The following is a 23658-nucleotide window of genomic DNA, read 5'->3' as shown; positions in this document are numbered from 1 at the left end:
TACGGCAGGATGGAGGGCATGACCGAGATCCGCACCCCCCGTCTCCTCCTGCGCCGCTGGCAGGAGGACGACCTCGTCCCCATGTCCGAGATCCACGCAGACCCCGAGGTCATGCGGTGGATCGCGGACGGCTCGACGCGCGACCTGGAGCAGACGGCGGACGCGATCGAGCGGTGGGAGGAGGAGTGGGACGACGAGGGCTTCGGGCTGTTCGCCGTGGAGCTGCTCGGCTCCGGTGAGCTGATCGGGTTCACCGGGCTGTCGGTCCCGGACTTCCTGCCGGAGGTGCTGCCCGCCGTGGAGATCGGCTGGCGGCTGGGCCGGCCGTTCTGGGGCCAGGGGTACGCCTCCGAGGCCGCGCACGCCGCCCTGGAGTTCGCCTTGCAGGACCGCGGCCTGGACCGGGTGGTCAGCATCTGCCAGCCCGGGAACCGCGCCTCGGAGAACGTGATGCGCAAGCTCGGTATGACATTGCAGCGTGAAACCGTACACCCCGCCTACGCCCACGCCCTGCACGTCTACGAGATCGACCTCACCGAGTACGTGGGCTGACGTCGGGGCAGTCGGGGAGGACCGAGCCGTCTGCCGCGAGGGCCCGGTCGTCCCCGTTCAGGATCGGACTGTGCCGAGCCGCTCGGAATCCCGGGACGGCGCGGCCGTGAACCCGTGCGACCCGCCACCGCCTCCCCCGCCACCGCCTCCGGCGTGGGCGGAGCCGGTGCCGAAGGGGGGCCCGTCCCAATGGCGGTCCAGGCCGGCACCGCGCCCAGCGAGAGCACGTCGGCCGCCGGCCCGATCGCGCCGGCCGGCACCGGCTCGGAGGCCATGAAGCCGAAGGCGATCACGCGGGGCGCGTCGGCGGACAGCAGGACGTCCCCGGGTTTGAGGTCGCGGTGCGCCACCCCGGCCCGTGGATGGCGCCCAGTGCCTCCGCCGGCTCGGCGCCGAGCGCGAGGACCGGTCCGGCGGGCCAGGGGCCGTACGCGTCCACCGCCGCCGCGAGCGGCAGCCCCGGTACGTCCCGCCGGCGACCGGCCGGGGTACACCCGGCCCATGCCGCCCGCGCCCAGCCGCGCGACGATCCGGCACGGACCGGCCCCGGGCGGGGTGCGCCCGGAAAACACTTCGTCCGATGTCGGGATCCGTGCGTAGGGTCGGCGCCATGGGCAAGCCTCTGATCGCGATCCTGACCGGTGCCGGCATCTCCACGGACTCCGGGATCCCCGACTACCGGGGTCCCAACGGCCTGTGGCGCCGGGAGCCGGGAGCGGAGCAACTGGTCACGTACGACAGCTACATGAGCGATCCGGACGTGCGCCGCAGGTCGTGGCGGATGCGTCAGGAGATCGGCGCGCTCGGGGCGGAGCCCAACGCGGCGCACCTGGCGATCGCGGAGCTGGAGCGCAGCGGCACCGCGGTGCGGGTGCTCACCCAGAACGTCGACGGGCTGCACCAGCGGGCGGGGCTGTCCGAGCGGAAGGTGCTCGAACTCCACGGCACCGCACGGGCGGTGACCTGTACGCGGTGCAACGCACGGTCCTCGATGGACGAGGCGCTGGGGCGGATCGAGGCGGGTGAGGAGGACCCGGCCTGCCGGTCGTGCGGCGGGATCCTCAAGGCGGCGACGGTGATGTTCGGGCAGGCCCTGGACCCGGTGGTGCTGGGGCAGGCGCTGGCGATCGCCAAGGGCTGCACCGTGTTCGTGGCGGTGGGCAGCTCGCTCCAGGTGCAGCCGGCGGCGTCCCTCGCCGGAGTGGCCGCGGAGCACGGGGCCCGGCTGCTGATCGTCAACGGCGAGCCGACGCCGTACGACCCGCTGGCCGACGAGGTGATCCGCGAGCCGATCGGGGAAGCCCTGCCGGAGCTGCTGCGCCGGCTGGTGGCCTGAGCCCCGGGGGCGGCCCCAGGGGGCCGGTCCGAGGGCCGGTCCGCCGGGCGCAGCGGGGGCGGGCCGGTACGGTGCCGGCCCCCGCTGCCCCGCAGGTTCAGTCCCGGCCGCCGCCGAAGGCGTCGAGGATGCCCTCGGCGGCCAGAGTGGCCGTCAGCTCCCCGTCCCTGAGCCGCCGTTCGAGGTCGGGGGCGAGGGCGCGGACGGCCGGGTGGGCGCGCAGCCGGCCGAGCAGTTCGTCCTGGACCATCGCCCAGGCCCAGTCCACCTGCTGCGCGCTGCGCTTGGCGTCGAGCCGGCCGCCCGCGTCCAGCACCTTGCGGTGCTGTTCGAGGCGCTCCCAGACCACGTCGAGGCCGGTGGACTCGCGGGCGCTGCAGCTGAGCACCGGCGGGGTCCAGGCGGCGTCGGCCGGGTGCATCAGCCGCAGCGCGCCCGCGAGTTCGCGGGCCGCGGCCCTCGCGTCGCGCTCGTGCGGGCCGTCCGCCTTGTTCACCGCGATCACGTCGGCGAGTTCCAGGACGCCCTTCTTGATGCCCTGGAGCTGGTCGCCGGTGCGGGCGAGGGTGAGCAGCAGGAAGGTGTCGACCATGTTGGCGACGGTGGTCTCGGACTGGCCCACGCCGACGGTCTCGACGAGGACCACGTCGTACCCTGCCGCCTCCATGACCACCATGGACTCGCGGGTGGCCTTGGCGACCCCGCCGAGCGTGCCCGCGCTCGGCGAGGGCCGGACGAAGGCGGCGGGGTCGACGGCGAGCCGCTCCATCCGCGTCTTGTCGCCGAGGATGGAGCCGCCGGTGCGGGTCGAGGACGGGTCGACGGCGAGCACGGCGACCCGGTGGCCCAGCCCGGTGAGCAGGGTGCCGAAGGCGTCGATGAAGGTCGACTTGCCGACGCCGGGTACGCCGCTGATGCCGATCCGCCGGGCCCGGCCGGTGTGCGGCAGCAGCTCGGTGAGGAGCCGCTGGGCCAGCACCCGGTGGTCGGGCCGGGTGGACTCGACGAGGGTGACGGCGCGGGCGATGAACGCCCGCTTGCCGTCGAGCACGCCCTTGACGTAGGCGTCGAGGTCGATGGCCACGCGCCGCGCCTACAGCTCGTCGTGGCCCAGTGCCGCGCCGAGCCGCGTCACCAGGTCGTACGCCGCGTCGGGGATGACGGTGCCGGGCGGGAAGACCGCGGCGGCGCCCATCTCCAGCAGCGTGGGGACGTCCTGAGGGGGGATCACCCCGCCGACGACGACCATGATGTCGTCGCGCCCCTCGGCGGCCAGCTCCTCGCGGAGCGCCGGTACGAGGGTCAGGTGGCCGGCGGCCAGGGACGAGACGCCCACGATGTGGACGTCCGCCTCGACCGCCTGCCGGGCCACCTCGGCCGGCGTCTGGAAGAGGGGGCCGACGTCGACGTCGAAGCCCAGGTCGGCGAAGGCGGTGGCGATCACCTTCTGGCCCCGGTCGTGTCCGTCCTGGCCCATCTTCGCGACGAGGATGCGGGGGCGGCGGCCCTCGGACTCCTCGAAGCGGTCGACCAGGGCGCGGGTGCGGTCCACGTGCGGCGACTCCCCTGCCTCGTTGCGGTACACGCCGGAGATCGTACGGATCTGGCCGGCGTGGCGGCCGTACACCTTCTCCAGGGCGTCGGAGATCTCGCCGACGGTGGCCTTGGCGCGGGCCGCGTTGACGGCGAGGGCGAGGAGGTTGGACTCCAGGCCGGTGCCGGACCCGCGGCCGGCGGCCTCGGTCAGCGCGGTGAGGGCGTCCTGGCAGGCCCGCTCGTCGCGCTCCTCGCGCAGCCGGCGCAGCTTCGCGATCTGCTGCGCGCGCACGGAGGAGTTGTCGACCTTGAGGACCTCGATCTGCTCGTCGTTCTCGACGCGGTACGTGTTGACGCCGATCACCGGCTGGCGTCCGGAGTCGATCCGGGCCTGGGTGCGGGCGGCGGCCTCCTCGACGCGGAGCTTGGGGATCCCGGCGTCGATGGCCTGGGCCATGCCGCCGGCCGCCTCGACCTCCTGGATGTGCTGCCAGGCGCGGCGCGCGAGGTCGTACGTGAGCTTCTCGACGTACGCGCTGCCGCCCCAGGGGTCGATGACCCGGCAGGTGCCCGACTCCTGCTGGAGCAGGAGCTGGGTGTTGCGGGCGATGCGCGCGGAGAAGTCGGTGGGCAGTGCGAGGGCCTCGTCGAGGGCGTTGGTGTGCAGCGACTGGGTGTGGCCCTGGGTGGCGGCCATGGCCTCGACCATGGTGCGGGTGACGTTGTTGAACACGTCCTGCGCGGTGAGGGACCAGCCGGAGGTCTGCGAGTGGGTGCGCAGGGACAGCGACTTGGGGTTCTTCGGGTCGAACTGGCGGACCAGCTTGGCCCACAGGAGGCGGGCCGCGCGGAGCTTGGCGACCTCCATGAAGAAGTTCATGCCGATCGCCCAGAAGAACGACAGGCGGGGTGCGAAGGCGTCCACGTCGAGGCCGGCGCCGCGGCCGGCGCGCAGGTACTCGACGCCGTCGGCGAGGGTGTAGGCCAGCTCCAGGTCGGCCGTGGCCCCGGCCTCCTGGATGTGGTAGCCGGAGATGGAGATCGAGTTGTAGCGCGGCATCTTCTGCGAGGTGTACGCGAAGATGTCGGAGATGATCCGCATCGAGGGCCGGGGCGGGTAGATGTAGGTGTTGCGGACCATGAACTCCTTGAGGATGTCGTTCTGGATGGTCCCGGCCAGCTTCTCGGGCGGTACGCCCTGCTCCTCGGCGGCGACGATGTAGAGGGCGAGGATCGGCAGCACGGCGCCGTTCATCGTCATCGACACGGTCATCTTGTCGAGCGGGATGCCGTCGAAGAGCTGCCGCATGTCGTAGATGGAGTCGATGGCCACGCCCGCCATGCCGACGTCGCCGGTGACGCGCGGGTGGTCGCTGTCGTACCCGCGGTGCGTGGGCAGGTCGAAGGCGACGGAGAGGCCCTTCTGGCCGGCCGCGAGGTTGCGCCGGTAGAAGGCGTTGGACTCCTCGGCCGTGGAGAAGCCCGCGTACTGGCGGATGGTCCACGGCTGGTTGACGTACATCGTCGGGTAGGGGCCGCGCAGGTACGGGGCCGCGCCCGGGTAGGTGCCGAGGAAGTCCAGGCCCTCCAGGTCGCGTCCGGTGTACAGCGGCTTGACGCCGATGCCCTCCGGGGTCTCCCAGAGCAGGTCCGAGGCGCTGGAGCCGGTGGTCTCCTTGACGGCGGCCGACCACTGCTCCTCGGTGACCTCGGCGGGTGCGCCGTCGCCGAGCGGCACCTGCGAGAAGTCGGGGATCTGCATCATGCCGCAACTCCCAAGCGGTCGAGGATGGAGGACAGGACGGCCACGGCGTCGCAGCCCGCGAAGATCCGGGCGTCGACGTCCGCGTGCTCGCCGCGGCCCGCGAGGTGCACCTCGCGTGCGCCGGCGGCCTTGAGGGCGCCCGCGACCGCGGCGGCCTGCTCCTCGTAGAGGGCGTCGCTGGAGCACAGGCAGGCGATCTCGGCGCCGGAGGCGGCGAAGGCCGCGCCGGCGGTCTCCGCGTCGACGGAGGCCGGGTCGTGGACCGGCTCGATGCCGCCGGCCTGGAAGAGGTTGGCGGCGAAGGTGGCGCGGGCGGTGTGCGCGGAGGCCGGGCCGAGGGCGGCGATGAACACCTTCGGGCGGCTGCCGGTGGCGGCCAGGTGGGCGTCCGAGCGGGCGCGCAGGGCCTCGTACGCCTCGTCGCGGCGGACCCGCGGCAGGCCGCCGGAGAGCGGGCGGGGCGCGGGGTCGCGCTCGACGGGCTTCTCGGCGAGGTGCGGGAACTCGCTGACACCGGTGACGGGTTCGCGCCGGGTGGCGAGCTTGCGGGTGCGGGCGGCCCAGGTGGCGGCGATGCGGTCGCCGAGCAGGCCGGAGGCGAGGGCGGCGGCCTGGCCGCCGGCGGCCTCCAGCTCCTGGAAGAACGCCCAGGCGGCCTCGGCGAGTTCGTCGGTGAGCCGCTCCACGTACCAGGAGCCGCCGGCCGGGTCGGCGACGCGGCCCAGGTGCGACTCCTCCAGGAGGATGGCGGAGGTGTTGCGGGCGATGCGGCGGGCGAAGGCGTCCGGCAGGCCCAGTTCGTGGTCGAAGGGCAGCACGGTCACGGAGTCGGCGCCGCCCACGCCGGCGCCGAGGGTGGCGATCGTGGTGCGGAGCATGTTCACGTACGGGTCGCGGCGGGTCATCATCACCGGCGAGGTGACCGCGTGCTGGCGCTGGGCGCCGGCGTCCCCGGAGCGGGCACCGCAGACCTCGGCGACGCGGGCCCACAGGCGGCGGGCGGCGCGCAGCTTGGCGATGGTGAGGAACTGGTCGGCGGTGGCAGCGTAGCGGAACTCCAGCTGGCGCAGGGCCGCTTCGGCCGGCAGTCCGGCCTCCGTGAGGTGGCGGAGGTAGGCGACGCCGGTGGCGAGGGAGGCGCCGAGCTCCTGGGCGGCGGAGGCGCCGGCCTCGTGGTACGGCAGGGCGTCGACGGTGAGGGCGCGCAGGCCCGGGTACTCCTCGTGGCAACGCCCGGCGAGCGCCACGGCGGCGGTGGGGTCGGGCGTGCCGCCGGTACGGGCGGCCAGGCCGAGCGGGTCGGCGCCGAGGTTGCCCCGGGCGGCTTCGCGGGCGACGCCGCGGGCCTCGTACAGGGCGAGCAGCGCGGCCGCGGCGGCCGGGGTCTCGGCGCCGGCGTCCAGCACCACGGGGGCGAGGTCGAGGTAGACGCCGTCCAGGACCGCGGGGAGCGCGGAGACCGGGAGGTGCGCGCCGCCGAGGGTGAGCCAGAGGGAGGTCACGCCGTTCTCGAGGTCGGCGAGGACCGCCTCGTTGGCGGGGCCGGGCTCGGGGCGGTCGTGGCGCTGGCGCACGTCCCAGCCGCCGACGGGCCGGCCGCCGCGGACGAACGGCGCGAAGCCCGGGTATCCGGTGGCGGGTGCGGTGTCGCGGGGCGTGTAGAGGGGGCGGGCGGTGAGGCCGTCGTCCAGCGGGGTCGCCAGTGCCTGCTCGGCGGCGTCGCCGGACACGTCCTTGCCCGCCTTGCGCAGCACGCCTTCGACCAGGCGCTGCCACTCGTCGTGGGTGGCGTCCGGGAACTCGGCTGCGAGCGAGAGCCCGTCATCGGGCAGAACCGTCATGCCCTGGATGCTAGGGGAAAGGCACTCAGTGCCATGAGAGGCCGCGCGTGTGACCTTCCCCTCTCCGGAGGCCCTTCGGACCGGCTCCGACCTGCGATGGGGGCCCAATTGACCGGTTCTGTTGGTTAATGGGCGTTAACCGCTCGGGGCGGTCCGGAACGGCCCGGTGCGGGACCGGAGCGGATACGGTCCGGCCCCGACGCGGGTCCGCCCCGGCCGGCACGGGGCCGACCGGGGCGGGACGCGGAGTCCTCAGACTCAGGCGAGCGAGGCGATCGCCTGGTTGAAGGTGGCCGACGGGCGCATCACGGCCGCCGCCTTGGCCGGGTCGGGCTGGTAGTAGCCGCCGATCTCGGCCGGGGAGCCCTGGACCGAGTTCAGCTCCTCGACGATGGTCTGCTCGGACTCGGCGAGGGTCTTCGCCAGCGGGGCGAAGGCCTCGGCGAGCTGGGCGTCGTCGGTCTGCCTGGCCAGCTCCTGGGCCCAGTAGGTGGCCAGGTAGAAGTGGCTGCCGCGGTTGTCGATGCCGCCGACGCGACGGGTCGGCGACTTGTCCTCGTTGAGGAAGGTGCCGGTGGCGCGGTCGAGGGTGTCGGCCAGGACCTGGGCGCGGGCGTTGCCCGTGGTGGTGGCCAGGTGCTCGAAGGAGGCCGCCAGGGCGAAGAACTCGCCGAGCGAGTCCCAGCGCAGGTAGTTCTCCTTGACGAGCTGCTGGACGTGCTTCGGGGCGGAGCCGCCGGCGCCCGTCTCGAAGAGGCCGCCGCCCGCCATCAGCGGGACGACCGACAGCATCTTGGCGCTGGTGCCCAGCTCCAGGATCGGGAAGAGGTCGGTCAGGTAGTCGCGCAGCACGTTGCCGGTGACGGAGATGGTGTTCTCGCCGCGGCGGATGCGCTCCAGGGAGAACTTGGTGGCCTCGACCGGGGACAGGACCTTGATGGTCAGGCCCTCGGTGTCGTGCTGCGGGAGGTACGCGTTGACCTTCTCGATCAGCTGCGCGTCGTGGGCGCGGGTCTCGTCCAGCCAGAACACGGCCGGGTCGCCGGTGGCGCGGGCGCGGGTGACGGCGAGCTTGACCCAGTCCTGGATCGGCAGGTCCTTGGTCTGGCAGGCGCGGAAGATGTCGCCCTCGGCGACCTCCTGCTCCAGGACGGTGTTGCCCTCGGCGTCGACGACGCGGACGGTGCCGGCGGCGGCGATCTCGAAGGTCTTGTCGTGGGAGCCGTACTCCTCGGCCTTCTGCGCCATCAGGCCGACGTTCGGGACGGAGCCCATGGTGGACGGGTCGAAGGCGCCGTGCGCCTTGCAGTCCTCGATGACGGCCTGGTAGACGCCCGCGTAGGAGCTGTCCGGCAGGACGGCGAGGGTGTCGGCCTCCTGGCCGTCCGGGCCCCACATGTGGCCGGAGGTGCGGATCATGGCCGGCATCGAGGCGTCGACGATGACGTCGGACGGCACGTGCAGGTTGGTGATGCCCTTGTCGGAGTCGACCATCGCGAGGGCCGGGCCCGCGGCGATCTCGGCGTCGAAGGAGGCCTTGATCTCGTCGCCCTGGGGCAGCGAGGCGAGGCCGCCCAGGATGGCGCCGAGGCCGTCGTTCGGGGAGAGGCCGGCGCCGGCCAGGACCTCGCCGTACTTGGCGAAGGTCGCCGGGAAGAAGGCGCGGACCACGTGGCCGAAGACGATCGGGTCGGAGACCTTCATCATCGTGGCCTTGAGGTGTACGGAGAACAGCACGCCCTCGGCCTTGGCGCGGGCGACCTGCGCGGTCAGGAACTCGCGGAGGGCGGCGACGCGCATGACGGACGCGTCGACGACCTCGCCGGCGAGGACCGGGACGGACTCGCGCAGCACGGTCACGGCGCCGTCGGCGGCGACGTGCTCGATGCGCAGCTTGCCGTCGGCGGCGATGACGGAGGACTTCTCGGTGGAGCGGAAGTCGTTCACGCCCATGGTGGCGACTTCGGTCTTGGAGTCGGCCGACCAGGCACCCATGCGGTGCGGGTGGGTCTTGGCGTAGTTCTTGACCGAGCCGGGCGCGCGGCGGTCGGAGTTGCCCTCGCGCAGGACCGGGTTGACGGCGCTGCCCTTGACCTTGTCGTAGCGGGCGCGGACGTCGCGCTCCTCGTCGGTCTTCGGGTCGTCCGGGTAGTCCGGCAGCGCGTAGCCCTGGCCCTGGAGCTCCGCGATCGCGGCCTTCAGCTGCGGGATCGAGGCCGAGATGTTCGGCAGCTTGATGATGTTGGCCTCGGGGGTCTTCGCCAGCTCGCCGAGCTCGGCGAGCGCGTCGGCGATGCGCTGGCCCTCCTCGAGACGCTCGGGGAAGCTGGCGATGATCCGGCCCGCCAGGGAGATGTCGCGCGTCTCCACCGTCACACCGGCCGTCGAGGCGTACGCCTGGACCACCGGCAGGAACGAGTACGTCGCCAGGGCCGGGGCCTCGTCGGTGTGGGTGTAGATGATGGTCGAGTCAGTCACCAGGGTGCTCCGCTCCACGTCTGCGTTCTGCGTCTGCAACATTGCTTGACATCAAGATATCTCGTGATCGGCCCCCTCTCGACAGTGGCCCGGCCTGAGATCCGGTCGAGGATCCTGGACCACGGCCCGCGCGCATCACCCCTTGCCCCGCCCAAGGGGTGGGACGGCACGGCCGGGCGGGCCCTGACCGCCCCTGGGCCGGGGCGGGCATCTCCGCGCACCGTTCGTGCACCGTTCGCCGCCGTAGACTCGGCCGCATGTCCGGTACGTCCGACGCGACGCCCGCGCCCGGCCCGGCGCCCGGTCTCACCACCGGGGCGGTGGCCCGGCGCCTCGGCGTCTCCCCCACCACACTGCGCTCCTGGGACCGCCGGTACGGGCTGGGCCCGGCCGCCCGCGAGGACGGGCGGCACCGCCGGTGGGCCCCGGCCGACATCGCGATGCTGGCGGAGATGTGCCGGCTGACGGCCTCGGGGGTGCCCCCCGCGGAGGCGGCCCGGGCCGCCCGCGCCGCGGCGGAGCCCGCGCCGGGCTCCGCCGGGTCCGGACCCGGCGCCCCGCCCGACCCGGACACCGCACCCCCCACTTCCGCCGAGGACGCCCGGCGGCAGCTGCGCGGGCTGGCCAGGGCGGCCGTACGGCTCGACGGGCCCGCGCTCGACGCCCTGCTCGGCGACTTCGTGAGCCGGCACGGGCTCGTCGCCGCCTGGGAGGAGGTGATGGTGCCCGCCCTGCACGCGGTGGGGCGCAGGTGGGAGTCGTCCGGGGACCGTTACGTCGAGGTCGAGCACCTGCTGTCCTGGCACGTGTCGACCGCCCTGCGCCGCGCGCTGCCCGCCGGGGGCGCCCCCGTACCCGCCGCCGCACCCGGCGCACCGCCGGTGCTGCTGGCCTGTGTGCCGGCCGAGCAGCACACCCTCCCCCTGGAGGCCCTCGCCGCCGGGCTCGCGGCGCGGGGGCTGCCGGTCCGGATGCTCGGCGCGGCCGTGCCGCCCGAGGCGCTGGACGCGGCGGTACGGCGTACCGGCCCCGCCGCGGTGGTGCTGTGGTCCCAGGCCAGGTCCACCGCGAGCCACGCCCTGGCCCGGCACGTCGCCGGCACCGCCTTCGGGGTACGGGGCGCCAGGACCCGCCCCCTGGTCGCGCTGGCCGGCCCGGGCTGGGCGGGCCGCGCCCCCGGCCCCGGCCTGGCCCGTCCGAACTCCCTGCGCGAGGCGCTGGCCCTCCTCACCGGCCTCTGTACCTGACCCGCGGGCCGGCCTCCCGCGGCTGGCCCGGGGTCAGGCATCCGTGGCCGGCAGGCGGCTGCGGAGGCGGTGGAGGCCGCGGCGGGCGTGGCTCTTGACCGTGCCCAGCGGCAGGCCCGTCCGGTGGGCGATCTGGGCCTGCGTGAGGTCGCCGAAGTACGCGAGGGCGAGGACGGCCCGCTGGTCGTACGGCAGCCGGGCCAGTTCGCGGGTGACCAGCAGCCGGTCCAGCACCTGCTCCGGCCCCTCGGGCACGCCCTCACCGGGCGGCAGCGCGGCGCCGGCCGCGGCGACCAGTTCGCGGCGCCGGGCACGGGCGGTCAGCGCGTCGGCAGTGGTGTGCCGGGCGATGCCCACCAGCCAGCCGGCGACGGGCCCGCGCTCCGGCCGGTACCCGGTGCGGCCGCGCCACGCGGCCAGGAAGACCTGCTGGGTCACGTCCTCGGCCTCCCGGGCGTCGCCCAGGACCCGGGCCGCCAGGGCGTGCACGAGACCGCCCCAGCGCCGGTAGGCCTCGGCGAGACACCGCTCGTCCCCGCCGCGCAGCCCCCGGCCGATGTCCTCGTCGGAGGACGCGGGCCCGGCGGGGTCCGGGGCGAGGGCCACAGGAGCCCGCGCCCCCGCGTCGACGGCGTGATCGGAATGTCGCACGGCCATGGCGTGGGCGGCCTTCCTCCCGGGTGGATGCCGCCGGAGGACCTGCCCCCGGCACCTCCAGGCTCCGGGCTGCGCCCTGCGCCCCACCAGCCGCGTCGATCGTGCAGCGTTTCGCAGGGCCGAAGCCGTCAGTCCCGTCCCCGGGCCTCCCGGAAGCGGGCCAGTCCGTCCGCCAGGGTGACGATCGGCTCGGGGTAGCCGCGGTCCACCCGGTCCGACGGGTCCAGGCGCCACGGCTCGTGGACCAGCGACACCGGTACGTCGGCCAGTTCGGGCACCCAGCGCCGTACGTACGCGCCGTACCGGTCGTACTTCTTGCCCTGGAGGACGGGGTTGAGCACCCGGTGGGGGCGGGTGTCGGTGCCGGTGCCGGCCACCCACTGCCAGTTCAGCTGGTTCTCCGCGACGTCGCCGTCGGCGAGCAGGCCGAGGAAGTGCCGGGCGCCCTCCCGCCAGTCCAGGTAGAGGGTCTTGGTGAGGAAGGAGGCGGCGATCAGCCGGCCGCGGTTGTGCATCCAGCCCTCGTGGGCGAGCTGCCGCATCGCCGCGTCCACCACCGGGTACCCGGTGCGGCCCTCCCGCCAGGCGGTCAGGTCCTCCTCCGCCCGCTTCCCGCTGCGCCACCGGTCGTGGCGCGGCCGGTAGTCCGCCGTGGCGGTGTCCGGCCGGGCGGCCAGCACCTGGAGGTGGAAGTCCCGCCAGCACAGCTGCCGTACGAAGGCCTCGGCGCCGGCGCCCCCGCGCGCCCGGGCCCGGTGCACGGCCTCGGCCGCCGACACCGCGCCGAAGTGCAGGTACGGGGAGAGCCGGGACGTGGCGTCGCCGGCGAGGTCGTCGTGCCGGTCCTCGTACTCGTCGGCGTGCCGGGACAGCCAGCCGGTGAGGCGCTTGCGGCCCTCGCTCTCACCCCCCGCGGCGAGCCCCTCGGACACGGAGGCCACGGCGGAGCGGACGGGCACGGCGTCGCCGTCCAGGCCGTCCGGCACCCGTACCGCCCGGGGGGCGGCGAGCGGCTCGCGGGGCCGGGTGGCCTCCCAGCGGCGGTGGTACGGGGTGAACACGGCGAAGTGGTCGGAACCCTGCGGCGTCACCTCGCCCGGCGGCAGCACGGAGGAGACGCCCTCGTGGACGCAGAGCCGGCAGTCCTCGTCCGCCAGGACGTGGCGCAGCTCCTCCTCCCTGCGCCGGGCGAAGGCGGTGTATCCGGCGGCCATGTGCACCTCGGCCGCGCCGGTCCGCCGCACCACGGCGCGCACCTCGGCCGCCGTGTCGCCGGAGCGCACCACGAGCCGGCCGCCGCGGCTGCGGAGTCCGGCGTCGAGGTCGGTCAGGCAGTCCGCGAGGAAGGCGAGCCGGTTGGGGGCGGCGAAGCCGGCCCGGTCCACCGCGGGGTCCCGTACGAAGAGCGGCACGACCTCGTCCGCGGAGCTCAGCGCGGCCCGCAGCGGCGGGTGGTCGTGGACCCGCAGGTCCGAGGTGAACAGCACGACCGAGACGCTCATGGCACCGCTTCCTGGCGACGGGCTCCCGCCGGGCCTTCCGCCGCGCCCGGGAGCCGATGAACTGGGCACCCGTACTTCTTCCGGTACCCGCTCCCCGGATGCACCCGCCGCGCCCCGGTCCACCCGTACGGAGAGCCGGGCCGGCCCTGCCGCGGCCGGTCCACCCCTGCGGAGAGCCGCCCCGGCCCACCTCGCCCGGTCGATCCGCGCACGTGCCGGGCGTCCGCCCGGAGGCGGTCCCCCGGCCTCAGTCCTCCCGGTTCCCGAGTTCGGCGAGGGCGCGGTCGAGGGTGTCCAGGAAGAAGTCGGCCGCGGGCGCGTCGATGCACAAGGGCGGCTTGATCTTGAGGATGTTGAGGTGGTCGCCGGTGGGCTGGACGACGACCCCGAGTTCGAGCATGCGGTCGCACAGCTCGGCGGTCGCCTCGGTGGCGGGCTCCAGCGTGTCGCGGTCGCGGACGAGTTCCAGCCCGAGGTAGAGGCCCGAGCCGTGGACGGCACCGATGGCGGGGTGACGGGCCGCGAGGGCGCGCATCCCGTCCTTCAGGCGGGACCCGGTGCGCACCGCGTTGCCCTGGAGGTCCTCGTCGCGCAGGGCGTTCAGGACGGTGAGGCCGGCGACGCTGGACACGGGACTGCCGCCGGTGGAGGAGAAGAAGTAGCCCTGGTCGCGGTAGCGGGCGGCAACGGCCTTCGAGGTGATCACGGCGCCGAGGGGGTGGCCGTTGCCCATGGCCTTGGCCACGCACACCACGTCCGGCACGACGCCCTGCTGCTCGAAGCCCCAGAACCAGTGGCCCAGGCGCCCGTAGCCGACCTGGATCTCGTCGGCGACGGCCAGTCCGCCGTGCCGGCGCACGGCGGCGTACACCTGGGCGAGGTAGCCGTCGGGGAGGGCGACGCCGCCCGCGTTGCCGTAGTAGGTCTCGCTGAGGAAGGCGGCGGGCGCCCGGCCGGCGGCGGCCAGTCCGTCGATGACGCGGACCGCCTCGGGGGCGTACGCGGCCGAGGCGGCGCCGCGGTGGCGTCCGCGGTAGGGGTTGGGCGAGTCCACGGTGTGCACCCAGTCGGGGCGGCTGTCCAGGGCGTTGGGGTTGTCCTGGAGGGAGGTGGACACGGCGTCGGAGGCGTAGGTCCAGCCGTGGTAGGCCTCGCGCAGGGCGACCACGTCGGGCCGGCCGGCGGCTCCGGTGGCCAGCCGCAGGGCCAGGTCCACGGCCTCGGAGCCGGAGTTGACGAGGAACACGGTGTCGAGGGGGTCCGGCAGCAGCGCGGCGAGCCGTTCCGCGAACTCCACCACGGAGGCGTAGTGGAAGCGGGAGTTGGTGTTGAGCCGGCGGAGCTGGCGGGCGACGGCCCGTTCGACGCCGGGGTGGGCGTGGCCGAGCGGGGTGACGTTGTTGACCATGTCCAGGTAGGCGCGGCCGTCGGTGGACACCAGGTGGTGCCGCCAGCCGCGTTCGATGCGCGGCGGCGCGTCGTAGTAGTGCTCCTGGACCTCGGCGAAGGCGGCGCCGCGCCGGGCGAGCAGGTCCCGGCCGCCGTCCGGGCCCGCGGCGAGCGGGTTCGGGCCGCCGTCCCCGTCGGGGGCGGCCGGGCCGAGGAGGGGTGCCGGGTCGGCGGTGAGGGCGAGCCAGCCGGCCGCGTACTCGGGCCGGACCAGGGCCGGGACCTCGGGGGCGCCGGTCCGGGTCAGGCTCAGGTGGATCCGCGCGCCGGCGGGGAGGGCCGCGAGGAGGTCCCCGGCGCGCACCTGCGAGCCCGGGGCGGGCGCGGGCCGGACCGTGCCGGGCAGCACCAGCCTCAGGACGTGGCTGCCGCAGGCGAGTTCGAGGCGGCCGGGCACGGCGCGGAGCGTCTCGGCGTCGCAGGGGGCCCGGAGTACGGCGGGGTCGGCGAGCCAGAGGTCGGTGCCGGTCGGCACGGTGGCGGGCGACACCGCGGCGAGCACCGGGGTGCGGCTGAGCCGGGGCAGCCCGTACGGGGTGGCGACGGCGGGGGCGCCGGCGGCGAGCAGGGCGGCGGCCAGCCGGTCCTCGGCGCCCTCCTCCAGCCAGGCGCCGTGGTCCATGGCGTCGGCCTCCGGGGAGAGGTCGAGCAGGACGGTGCCCGGCGTGTCCGGGTACGCGACGAGGGGGCCGGCCGGGGCGGGGCAGGGGGCCGGAGCCGACGTGTCCGCGAGACCGAGGGCGGCCTTGACCAGTCCCGTCATCACCGCCGACGGCAGGGCCGTGGCCTGCTCGAAGATGCGCCACTCGCGGTCGAGGGCGGCCAGCGCGTAGGCGTTGCCGGGGTCGACGGCGGCCTGCTGCCGCCCGCTCACGACGAGGACGGCGGCGCGCAGGACGACGAGGGGCCACAGGGCGGCGGCCTCCTCGGCGGACAGCGGGCGGACCTCGTGGAAGGCGCGGACGGCGGGCAGCACGTGGTGGGGCTCCATGCCGTCGTGGTGGAGCAGCGAGGAGAGGGTGACGGCCAGTTCGGCGACGGCCCAGCTCGTGGTCAGGTCGCCGAAGTCGATGATGCCGTCGGGGAGGGGTACGGGGTGCCCGGGGGCGCGGACGAGGTTGTCGTCGGTGAGGTCGAGGTGGACGGCCTGGCGCGGCAGCCGGCCGGCCACCTCCTGCACGTCGGCCCAGGCCTCCCGGGTGGCCTCCTCGACGGCCCGGCGCCGCTCCGGGTCCGGGACGTGGGGCGCGAGCAGGGCGACGACCCGGTCGGCGTACTGCGGGTCCCACTGGAGGACGCGGTCCAGGCCCGGGTGCCGGAAGGCCCGCAGGGCGGTGCCGACCCGGCCGGCCACGCGGCCCATGGCCGCGACGGTGGACGGGGAGAGGTGGCGGCGGCCGGAGAGGGTGCCGCCCGGCAGGTGGCGGAGCAGCCGGGCCGTGACCGGGCCGTCGGGGGTGTCGAGGGTGGTGGTCCGCCGGTTTCCGTGGCTGTCGCGCAGGACGGTGGCCACCCGCAGGTCGGCGCGGGTGGCGGCGATCAGGTCGGCGGCGGTGTCCTGGGCGTCGAGCTCGGCGGCGCCGAAGGCGGCGTTGGCGGCCTTGAGGACGGCGAGGGGGGTGCCGTCGGCGTGGCGGAGCAGGAAGTTGGCGTCCTGCTGGCTGCCCAGGGGCTCGGCGCGGGCGGTCACGCCGAAGCGGTCCGCGGCGGCGCGCTGCGCCTGGCCCGCCGTCACCCGGGGTGCGGGCAGGGCCTCGTGGGCGAAGAAATCGACGGTGGAGGTGGACGGGGCGTCCGGGGAGGTGGACGAGGCGTGCGTCATGCCGGATTCCTGGACTGTCGCGGGGCGGGACACGGGCGCGGAGCGGAGTGGCGGGGGCCGGGGGCGGGGGCGGCCGGCGTGGGCGGTGCCGTCAGTCGACGTCCCAGAGGAAGCGGTGGGTGTGGATGCCGAAGTACGGGAAGCTGTCCACCTGCGCGACGCCCTCGACGGGGCGTACGACGTCGTTGACGAAGTCCAGTACGTCCTGCGGGCGGCGGCACACCAGCTCCGCGAAGAGGTCGTAGGTCCCGGCGGTCAGCACGGTGTAGACGATCTCGTCGTGCCGTGCGAGCGCGTCCGCGACGGCGCGGGGGTCGCCGTCGACGCGGACCCCGAGCAGCGCCATGGCCTGGCGTCCCCTGGCCATGGGGTCGGTGACGCCGACGACCTGCACGACCTTGGTGTCGATCAGCCGCTGGAGCCGCTGCCGGGCGGCGGAGGGCGAGAGGCCCACCTTGGGGCCCAGCTCGGCGTACGGGATCCGCCCGTCGGTCTGGAGTTCCCGCAGGATCGCGCGGTCGGTGTCGTCCACGGTGCCACCTCCTCTGGTGCAGGGCTGCCGGACCATCGAAACATGCGATCGATTCGGTGGCAAGAGGAGGCTTTGACGCTCGATTCGAGCGTGAGTCACACCGAATCGGCACACCCGGCCCGGCGGGTCAGGCCGGGGACGGGCCGGCCGGGGCGCCGGCGCCGAGGAAGGAGAGCAGGTCGACGGGGCCGGGCCGGGCGCTGCCCAGCGCGCTCCGGTGCAGGTCCCGAACAGCGCGCACGGCGGCCCGGGTGACGGCGTCCACGCCGGCCTTGCGCTCGAACCAGTGCCAGTCGCCGTGTGCGTTCACCTCCAGGAACACCGGCTCGCCGCGGTCGGAGAGGAAGTCGAAGGCGCCGTAGACCAGGCCCCAGGAGTCGGCCAGGGCGCGGGCGGCGGCGGCCACGGCGGGCGGGGCCGGGACGTGCCGCACGCCGACCGCGTCGGGACGGGCCCAGATGTCCCGCGGGTCGTCTTTGGCGACCTCGAAGGCGTGCAGCTCCCGCCCGGCGAGGTACACCCGCAGCTCGGTGTCGTGCGGGACGTACTCCTGGAGCACGAGGGGCGTGCCGGGCGGCAGCCCGGGCAGGCCGGCCGCGAGGGAGCCGTGGTCCAGCACGCGCGGCAGGTACCAGGCGAGCCGGCCGGGCTCGGGCTCCACGACGTGCCGGTCGAGGACCTTCAGTACGTAGCGCGGGGCCGGGAGCAGGGCGGCGGCGGCCGCCGGGTCGGTGGTGACAAGGCTCCGCGGGGTGCGCAGGCCGAGGGCGCGGGCCCGGGCCCGCTGGGTCAGCTGGCCGGGGTCGGTGGCGCCGATGGCGGCCGGGGAGGCGAGGGTGATCTGCCGGGCGAGGGCGGTCCACGCGTCGCAGTAGACCATCCGCCCGCCGGCCCCGCCGCCGCCGGCACCGGGGCCCGGCACCCCGCCCGGACCACCGCCCGGCACCTCGTCCTGACCACCGCCCGGCATCCCGCCTGCGGAGGCCGGACCGCCGGCCGGCGCCGACCGCAGCGAGAAGTGCCGCAGCCAGGTGACGGTGGGGGCCAGGCGGCGGCCGCCGAGGGTCAGCTCCCCGTCGGGTCCGACCACCGCCCCGACGCCGGCCAGGCCGTCCGCGTCGAGGCGGTGGACCGGCACGCCGATCCTGCGCAGCAGGGCGGTCATCTCGCCGGCCTCGCGGTCGCCGCGTCTGCTGAGCAGCAGGACGCAGCGCTCAGCCATGGGATCTCGCCAGCAGGGACTCGGCCATCTCCAGCAGCCGCAGCGCCGTGTCGGAGCGCTGGCTGGGCCCGGTGGCGCGCAGCCTGGTCAGCAGTTCCAGGCCGATGGCGGCCTGGTCGGCGAGCAGGTCGAGCAGTTCCACGTCGGCCATCTCGCGCGCCCCGCCGGCCCCGCGGTCGAGCACCTCCAGTACCCCGATGCAGGCGTCGTCACTGAACAGGGGCGCGGCCATGATGCTGTTGGGCACGTAGCCGGTGGACTCGGCCGCCTCGCCGGAGAAGTGCTTGGAGTCGCGGAGGTCGTCGACGAGCATCGACTGCCCGGAGGCGGCCACCCACCCGGCGATGCCGGTGCCCGCGGGGAAGCGCGAGCCGATCAGGTGGTCGTCGCCCTCCCCCGCCACGGCCTCGAAGACCAGGTCCCCGGCCTCGGGGTCGACGAGGAAGATGGAGGAGGCGGCAGCGCCGAAGGCGTGGCGCGCGACCTCGACGATGGACTGGAGCAGGCGGCGCTCCGTGGGCGTCTCGGCGTCAGCGGGCAGTGTCATGCGCACCTCCAAGTCGACCGGCCATGTTCCCGGCGCAGAGGAACAGGACCGTCTTGAGCTGGAACGGGGTGAGCCAGGGGTGCTTGCCGAGGATCAGCGCGCACAGCCCCGAGATGTGCGGAGCGGCGAAGCTGTTGCCGGTCGACCTGATGGTGCCGCCGCCGGGCCAGGCCACGGGGACGCGCAGCCCGCGGGCGTGGAACTCCACGGGCGGCGAGGGGTTGTAGTAGTAGGTCATCGGGTCGTCCTCGTCGTGGCTCGCGACGGAGATCACGGAGGAGAACGACCAGGGGTAGCTGGGCACGGGCCGGTTGTGGGCGGAGACCACGAGCGTGCAGCGGCGGAAGTAGGCGCGGTCGACCAGCTCGTGCAGCTGCGCCGTGAGGGCGGGCCGGGTCGTCGCCAGGCTCAGGTTGATCACGTCGAAGTTCTGGTCGATGGCCCAGGACAGTCCGGCGATCAGCGCCGGGCCGCTGCCCGTCTTTCCGTCGGTGAGCACCTGGACGGAGGTGAGGGAGACGCCGGGGGCCAGCGAGCGGATCACCCCGGCGCAGGCCGTGCCGTGCCCGGCGTGGTCCGTGGGGTCGCATTCCGCCATGTCCACCGCACCGTCGGCGTCCTCGACGGCGGTCACCGCCCGGTCGACCGCGCCGACCAGCGGATGGCCGCCCTCGATGCCGCTGTCGACGACGCAGACGCGGACGCCGGAGCCGTCGGCCCCGCCCCAGGCCCAGTCCGGCGAGACCGCGTCCATCGGCACGGCCGCGAACTCCTCCAGCGCGCCCGCCCTGGTCATCGCCCCCCAGGCCGGCACCCCGGGGGTGTAGGCCTTCGCCGTCCGTCTCCACGGCGGGTCGGTCATCGGTGCTCCTCTCGCTCGGCCAGCCAGGCGCGCACCGTCCCGGCGGGCAGGACGGCCTCCTTCTCGGTCATCGCGGCCAGCGCCCGGCCGGCCGCCGCCCGGGCGCGTACGGGGTGACCGGCGTCGTCCAGGGCCCGGGCGGCCTCGAACCACACGTCGCCGGTCAGGCAGGGGTCGTCGGTGCGGTCCAGGGTGGCCAGCGCTCGGTCCACGGCATCGACCGTCCCGCCGGCGTCCCCGGCCGCGGCCCGGACCCGGGCCAGCAGCGCGAGGCGGACGGCCTGGGCGCGGGTCTCCTGCGGCCGGCCGCCGTCCGGCTCCGCGAGGACGGCGGCGTCGGCCCCCTCGCCGGCGCGGAACCGCTCCCGGGTCGCGTACAGGCGCAGCGTGCCCGCCGTGGTGGCCTGGCCCAGGGCGCCGAGCCCGGCCGCCGCGGCGTCGTAGTGGCCCGCGGCCTCCGGGTGCGCTCCGGCCAGCGACTCGACCAGTCCCGCGGTCTGGTCGGCGGCGATGCCGCCGAGGGTCAGGCCCAGGTCGGCGGAGTGCCGGCGGGCCAGTGCCACGTCCGTGCGGGCCCGGTCCACCCGGCCCGACAGGGCGAGGTGCCGGGCCCGGGTCAGCAGGATGGGCACGAGCAGGCCGCGGTCGCCGTCGAAGCGCCGGGCCAGCTCCTCGCAGAGGGCGAGGGCCCGGGTGAGGGGGGTGGGCGACCACTGGGTCAGCTCGCAGATCGACACGAGGATGCGGTTCTCCTCGTACGCGTCGCCCAGCCCGCGGGCCCGCGCGAGCGCCTCGCGCATGGCGGACTCCGCGGCGCCGATCCGGCCCTCGGCGAAGCTGCGCAAGGAGGACAGCTGGTGGAGCCGGCACCAGGTCAGGTCGTCGTCCGGCGCGGGGGCCGGGCCCGGGGGGTGCGCGTCGGCCGGGCCGGGCGCAGCATCGGCCGGGCCGCCCGAGCGGAGGGCCACCAGCTGCCGCAGCACGGCACAGGTGTCCCTGGTCGGGACGTCCCCCACGCTCCTGCGCTCTGCCTCGGCGACGGCTTCGCGAGCGCTGTCCCACCGGCCCAGCGAGGCGTACGCGTCGGTGATGCGAACGGCGAGGATCCGGTGCTGGGGGTCCCCGTCCGGGGTCAGCGCGCGGCCGCGCTCCATGAGCGAGACGGCGGCGGGCAGGTCGCGGCGGTGCAGGGCCCGGTAGCCGGTGGCCACCAGGGCGCGGGCCGCGCGGCCGGTCAGGGCGGGCAGCCGGGGGTCGCCCGGGTCCGCCTCGGAGAGCAGCCGGCAGGCGGACTCCAGGTGGTGGGCGAGGTCGCCCTCCGCGTCCGGGCCGGGGGCGGGGGCGCCGGGCGGCGGGGCCTCCAGCCGGTCCGCGAGGACGGTGTGCCAGGCGGCGCGCCGGGCCTTGGAGGTCATCTCGTACAGGGTGTCGCGGGCCAGCATGCGGGTGAACCGGTAGGCGCCGGGCGGCCCGTACGGGTGGACGACGCGGGTGGTGAGGAGGCGGGCGAGGGCGTCGTCCACGGCCTCGCCGGTCAGCGTCGGCGCGTCGGCGGCGAGGGCTCGTACGTCCTCGGCGGTGAACGCTCCGCCCACGCCGGCCGCGCGTTCCAGTACGGCGCGGTCGGTGGCCGGCAGCCGGTCCAGCCAGGCGGTCAGCAGCACCCGGATCGTGGTGGGGACTCCCCGGGCGACGGGGCGGTGGCCGGCGAGGTTCTCCAGGAGGAGTTCGGCGAAGAGCGGGTTGCCGTCGCACTCGCGGACGACCCGGGCCAGCGCCTCGTCCGTGCAGGCCCCGTCCTGGGCGGCGACCTCGGTGCGGTCCGCGAGGAGGCCGACCAGCCGTTCGGTGTCGGCCCGGCGCAGGGGTTCGAGCCGCAGGGTCCGGGAGCCTGCGGCGGGCGGCTGCGGGGAGGGGGTCCGGTCGGGGGTGCCGGGCGGCGAGGGGGCGGGGACGGAGCCGGTCGGGTCTGCGCCCGTGCGGCCGGCTGCGGGGCCCGCGCCTGCCAGGGCCCCCGCCCGGGAGCCCGCCTGGCCCGCGCCGGTGCGGGACCCCTTCGGGTCCGCGGCCGAGCGGGAGCCCGCGGGGCCCGCGCCGGTGGAGGATCCCTCCCGGTCCGCGCCCGGCCGGCCGGCCGCCGGGCCCGTGCCGGTGCGGGATCCGCTCGGGTCCGCGGCCGTGCGGGAGCCCGCGGGACCTGCGGCCGCGACGCCGCCCGCCCGGGCCGGCTCCGCGCGGGAGGCCGCCCCGTCCCGGTCCGCCCCGGCCCCGGCCGGGTCCGGCTCCGCGCGGGTCGCGCAGACGACCAGCAGCTCGGTGTCCCGTACGCCGTCGGCCAGTTCGCCGATCGTGCCGAGGAGGGTGGGCCGGGCCCACTGGCAGTCCTCCAGCACCAGGACCGTCGGGGCGCGCCGGCCCAGGGCCTCCAGCAGGCGCCGGAAGGCCCAGCCGATCTCGTCGACGCTCACCGGGAGGCCGCTCTCGGTGCGGAGGCCCAGGGCGACGGCGAGGGCGGCGACGGCGCGGTCGGCGCTGGGCCGGAGGGCGGCCAGCGCGCCGGTGGCCTGCTCCCAGCCGCCGGGCAGGGACCGGACGGCCTCGGCCAGCGGCCGGTACGCGAGCCCGGTACCGTACGGCTGGCAGGTGCCGCGCAGCACCACGGTCTCCGCGGGGTCCGCGGAACGGGGGCCGGGAGGCGTGTCGGCGCGGGGGCCGGGGCCGGCCCGGACCGGGCCGGGGGCCGCCGCCAGGAACTCCCGGACCAGGCGGGACTTGCCGATGCCCGCGGGGCCGATGACGTTGACGAGGCGGCTGCGCCGCTCGCGCCGCACCGCACGGAAGTCCGCCCGCAGCACCCCGAGTTCGGCGTCGCGGCCGACCAGCGGCACCAGGTCCTGCCGGCTCGCGCGGTCCAGCAGCCCCAGCACCCGCCAGGCGGGTACGGGGTCCCGCTTGCCCTTCAGGCTGAGCGGCGCGACGGACTCCAGGCGGACCCCGCTGCCCACCAGCCGGGCGGTCTCGTCGCCGATGAGGATCTCGTGCGCCTCCGCGTGCGACTGGAGCCGGGCGGCGGTGTGCACGACGTCGCCCACCACGCGGGCGGCGCCGCCGAGCGCCCCGGCCACCACGGCCTCGCCGGAGGCGATCCCGCAGTGGATGTCGAGCCGCGCCGCGCCGCCGGCCAGACCGGCCACGGCCTCGCGTACCGCGTACGCCGCCTGGACCGCGTGCAGGGCGTCGTCCTCGTGGCTGACGAACGCCCCGAAGACGGCCATCACGGCGTCGCCGATGAACTTCTCGACCACGCCCCCGCGTTCGGTGACGGCCGTGGTGCACGCCGTGTAGTAGCGGTCCATGGTGCGCCGCAGGGCCTCGGGGTCGAGCGTCTCGGCGAGCACGGTGGAGCCGACCAGGTCGATGAAGACCGCAGTGACGATTCTGCGACTGTCGGCCGCCGGCGCCGCCCCGCCGAGCGGCGTACCGCACTCCGGGCAGAACCGGGCCCCTGCCGGCGCCGGGGTGCGGCAACTGCCGCACCGCGTCCCACCGTTCACAGGAGCTTGAGGTCCTGACCCTCCACGTCCGCGGCCACCGCCTCCAGGCGTCCCTTGACCTTGTTGAGGACCTGGACCTCCGCCTCGCTGAGTTCGGAGAGCACCGACCGCTGTTCTACGGCCAGCAGGTCCACCGGATGTCCGGCCTCGCGCAGCGCGTTCAAGGCATCGAAGGTCATGGCTACCGGCACCTCGTTCCCGTAGTGCGGCCAGTCGAACGTGACGCCGACCGGTCCGATCGAGCGGTCCGCGGCTGCCGCCCCGGGGACGGCGCCGAGGGACCCGGGGGCCTGCTGCGGCTCCCGTTCCTCCGCCGGCAGCGGCGGCCAGGTCCCCTGGACGAGAACGCCCTGGGCGTACAGTCGCGCAATCATTTCCGTGCGGTTCGACGCGCCCGTCCTCCGGAGCATGTTGCACAAATGCGCAGCCACGGTGTGCGGGCTGATGCAGAGATCTTTGGCGATGTGCCGGTTGGACGATCCGGCCGCCACGAGAGAGGCGATCCGTATCTCGCGTCCGGTCAAATCCCTTGCCGCTAATGCGGTGTTCGAAGCGTGGACCTGCATGCGGAATTCGTCACCCACGCAGCCAGAGTAGCCGTGGGCCATGTTCCGGACAAGAAGGGGATATCCAAGAAATCTCGATGAAAGTTTTCGGTCACCGGCGGCGCCACTCTGCCCCTTTTGAGGTCTTTCGCGTGGCCGATTTCCGCCCTCCTCCCGCACGGAGCGATCAGGACCGGCCGATCGCGCCCCG

At 75.4% G+C, this 23658-nt stretch carries 16 protein-coding genes and 1 pseudogene; 3 read left to right on the top strand and 14 right to left on the bottom strand.

The window, feature by feature from the left end; translation table 11 throughout:
- Window positions 1-18 precede the first annotated feature (18 nt).
- Together ACIF6F_RS05335 and ACIF6F_RS05330 are read left to right on the top strand one after the other, a co-directional pair.
- Window positions 19-552, top strand: coding sequence for a GNAT family N-acetyltransferase (locus ACIF6F_RS05335; RefSeq protein WP_399941482.1), 534 nt, complete (start codon window positions 19-21; stop codon window positions 550-552).
- Between the two features lie 610 nt (window positions 553-1162).
- A complete protein-coding gene (locus ACIF6F_RS05330; RefSeq protein WP_399941480.1) occupies window positions 1163-1888 on the top strand; it encodes an SIR2 family NAD-dependent protein deacylase in 726 nt (241 codons plus the stop codon).
- A 97-nt stretch (window positions 1889-1985) separates the two neighbouring features.
- Here ACIF6F_RS05330 and meaB read toward each other — a convergent pair whose 3' ends face one another.
- The 4 genes from meaB to ACIF6F_RS05310 form a co-directional block, all read right to left on the bottom strand.
- Complete coding sequence (meaB, locus tag ACIF6F_RS05325) at window positions 1986-2972, bottom strand: methylmalonyl Co-A mutase-associated GTPase MeaB (protein ID WP_399941478.1); 987 nt, start codon at window positions 2970-2972, stop codon at window positions 1986-1988.
- A gap of 9 nt (window positions 2973-2981) precedes the next feature.
- Window positions 2982-5186, bottom strand: coding sequence for a methylmalonyl-CoA mutase (gene scpA / locus ACIF6F_RS05320; RefSeq protein ID WP_399942173.1), 2205 nt, complete (start codon window positions 5184-5186; stop codon window positions 2982-2984).
- Complete coding sequence (mutA, locus tag ACIF6F_RS05315; RefSeq protein ID WP_399941475.1) at window positions 5186-7030, bottom strand: methylmalonyl-CoA mutase small subunit; 1845 nt, start codon at window positions 7028-7030, stop codon at window positions 5186-5188. Before mutA ends, scpA begins: the two co-directional genes overlap by 1 nt.
- A 258-nt stretch (window positions 7031-7288) precedes the next feature.
- Window positions 7289-9508 (bottom strand): NADP-dependent isocitrate dehydrogenase, encoded by a 2220-nt coding sequence (locus ACIF6F_RS05310; RefSeq protein WP_399941473.1) that lies wholly within the window; start codon window positions 9506-9508, stop codon window positions 7289-7291.
- Window positions 9509-9765: 257 nt separating this feature from the next.
- On the opposite strand from ACIF6F_RS05310, the gene ACIF6F_RS05305 reads away from it, so the two are divergent.
- Entirely contained in the window at window positions 9766-10755 is a 990-nt protein-coding gene (locus tag ACIF6F_RS05305) for a MerR family transcriptional regulator (RefSeq protein ID WP_399941471.1), read from the top strand.
- A 33-nt stretch (window positions 10756-10788) separates the two neighbouring features.
- Here ACIF6F_RS05305 and ACIF6F_RS05300 read toward each other — a convergent pair whose 3' ends face one another.
- From ACIF6F_RS05300 to ACIF6F_RS05255, 10 genes and pseudogenes are all read right to left on the bottom strand, one after another.
- Window positions 10789-11412: an RNA polymerase sigma factor gene (locus ACIF6F_RS05300; protein ID WP_399941468.1), complete on the bottom strand. Its 624-nt coding sequence runs from the start codon at window positions 11410-11412 to the stop codon at window positions 10789-10791.
- Window positions 11413-11540: 128 nt separating this feature from the next.
- On the bottom strand, window positions 11541-12914 hold the full coding sequence (locus ACIF6F_RS05295) for a cryptochrome/photolyase family protein (RefSeq protein ID WP_399941464.1): 1374 nt from the start codon (window positions 12912-12914) through the stop codon (window positions 11541-11543).
- Between the two features lie 247 nt (window positions 12915-13161).
- Window positions 13162-16185 (bottom strand): aminotransferase, encoded by a 3024-nt coding sequence (locus tag ACIF6F_RS05290; protein ID WP_399941462.1) that lies wholly within the window; start codon window positions 16183-16185, stop codon window positions 13162-13164.
- Window positions 16186-16276: 91 nt separating this feature from the next.
- Window positions 16277-16717 carry an Lrp/AsnC family transcriptional regulator gene (locus tag ACIF6F_RS05285; protein ID WP_399941459.1) on the bottom strand — a complete coding sequence of 147 codons (441 nt, stop codon included), beginning with the start codon at window positions 16715-16717 and terminating at the stop codon, window positions 16277-16279.
- Window positions 16718-16844: 127 nt separating this feature from the next.
- On the bottom strand, window positions 16845-17939 hold the full coding sequence (locus ACIF6F_RS05280; protein WP_399941456.1) for a hypothetical protein: 1095 nt from the start codon (window positions 17937-17939) through the stop codon (window positions 16845-16847).
- Window positions 17932-18486, bottom strand: a complete 555-nt coding sequence (locus ACIF6F_RS05275) for a GAF domain-containing protein (protein WP_399941454.1) — start codon at window positions 18484-18486, stop codon at window positions 17932-17934. The genes ACIF6F_RS05280 and ACIF6F_RS05275 overlap by 8 nt, the downstream gene beginning before the upstream one ends.
- Window positions 18470-19348, bottom strand: coding sequence for a S8 family serine peptidase (locus tag ACIF6F_RS05270; RefSeq protein ID WP_399941451.1), 879 nt, complete (start codon window positions 19346-19348; stop codon window positions 18470-18472). The genes ACIF6F_RS05275 and ACIF6F_RS05270 overlap by 17 nt, the downstream gene beginning before the upstream one ends.
- Window positions 19345-22902: an AAA family ATPase gene (locus ACIF6F_RS05265; protein ID WP_399941448.1), complete on the bottom strand. Its 3558-nt coding sequence runs from the start codon at window positions 22900-22902 to the stop codon at window positions 19345-19347. The genes ACIF6F_RS05270 and ACIF6F_RS05265 overlap by 4 nt, the downstream gene beginning before the upstream one ends.
- Window positions 22899-23276: an aroma-sacti cluster domain-containing protein gene (locus ACIF6F_RS05260; RefSeq protein ID WP_399942171.1), complete on the bottom strand. Its 378-nt coding sequence runs from the start codon at window positions 23274-23276 to the stop codon at window positions 22899-22901. Before ACIF6F_RS05260 ends, ACIF6F_RS05265 begins: the two co-directional genes overlap by 4 nt.
- Before the next feature lie 6 nt (window positions 23277-23282).
- A pseudogene (locus tag ACIF6F_RS05255) lies at window positions 23283-23468 on the bottom strand (response regulator transcription factor); the annotation flags it as partial.
- Between the last annotated feature and the right edge of the window lie 190 nt (window positions 23469-23658).

The organism is Streptomyces sp. NPDC086023 (assembly GCF_044540325.1).
Classification (GTDB): Bacteria; Actinomycetota; Actinomycetes; order Streptomycetales; family Streptomycetaceae; genus Streptomyces.
Note: the sequence above shows the minus strand (reverse complement) of the source record. Positions and strands in the feature narration are given on the sequence as shown.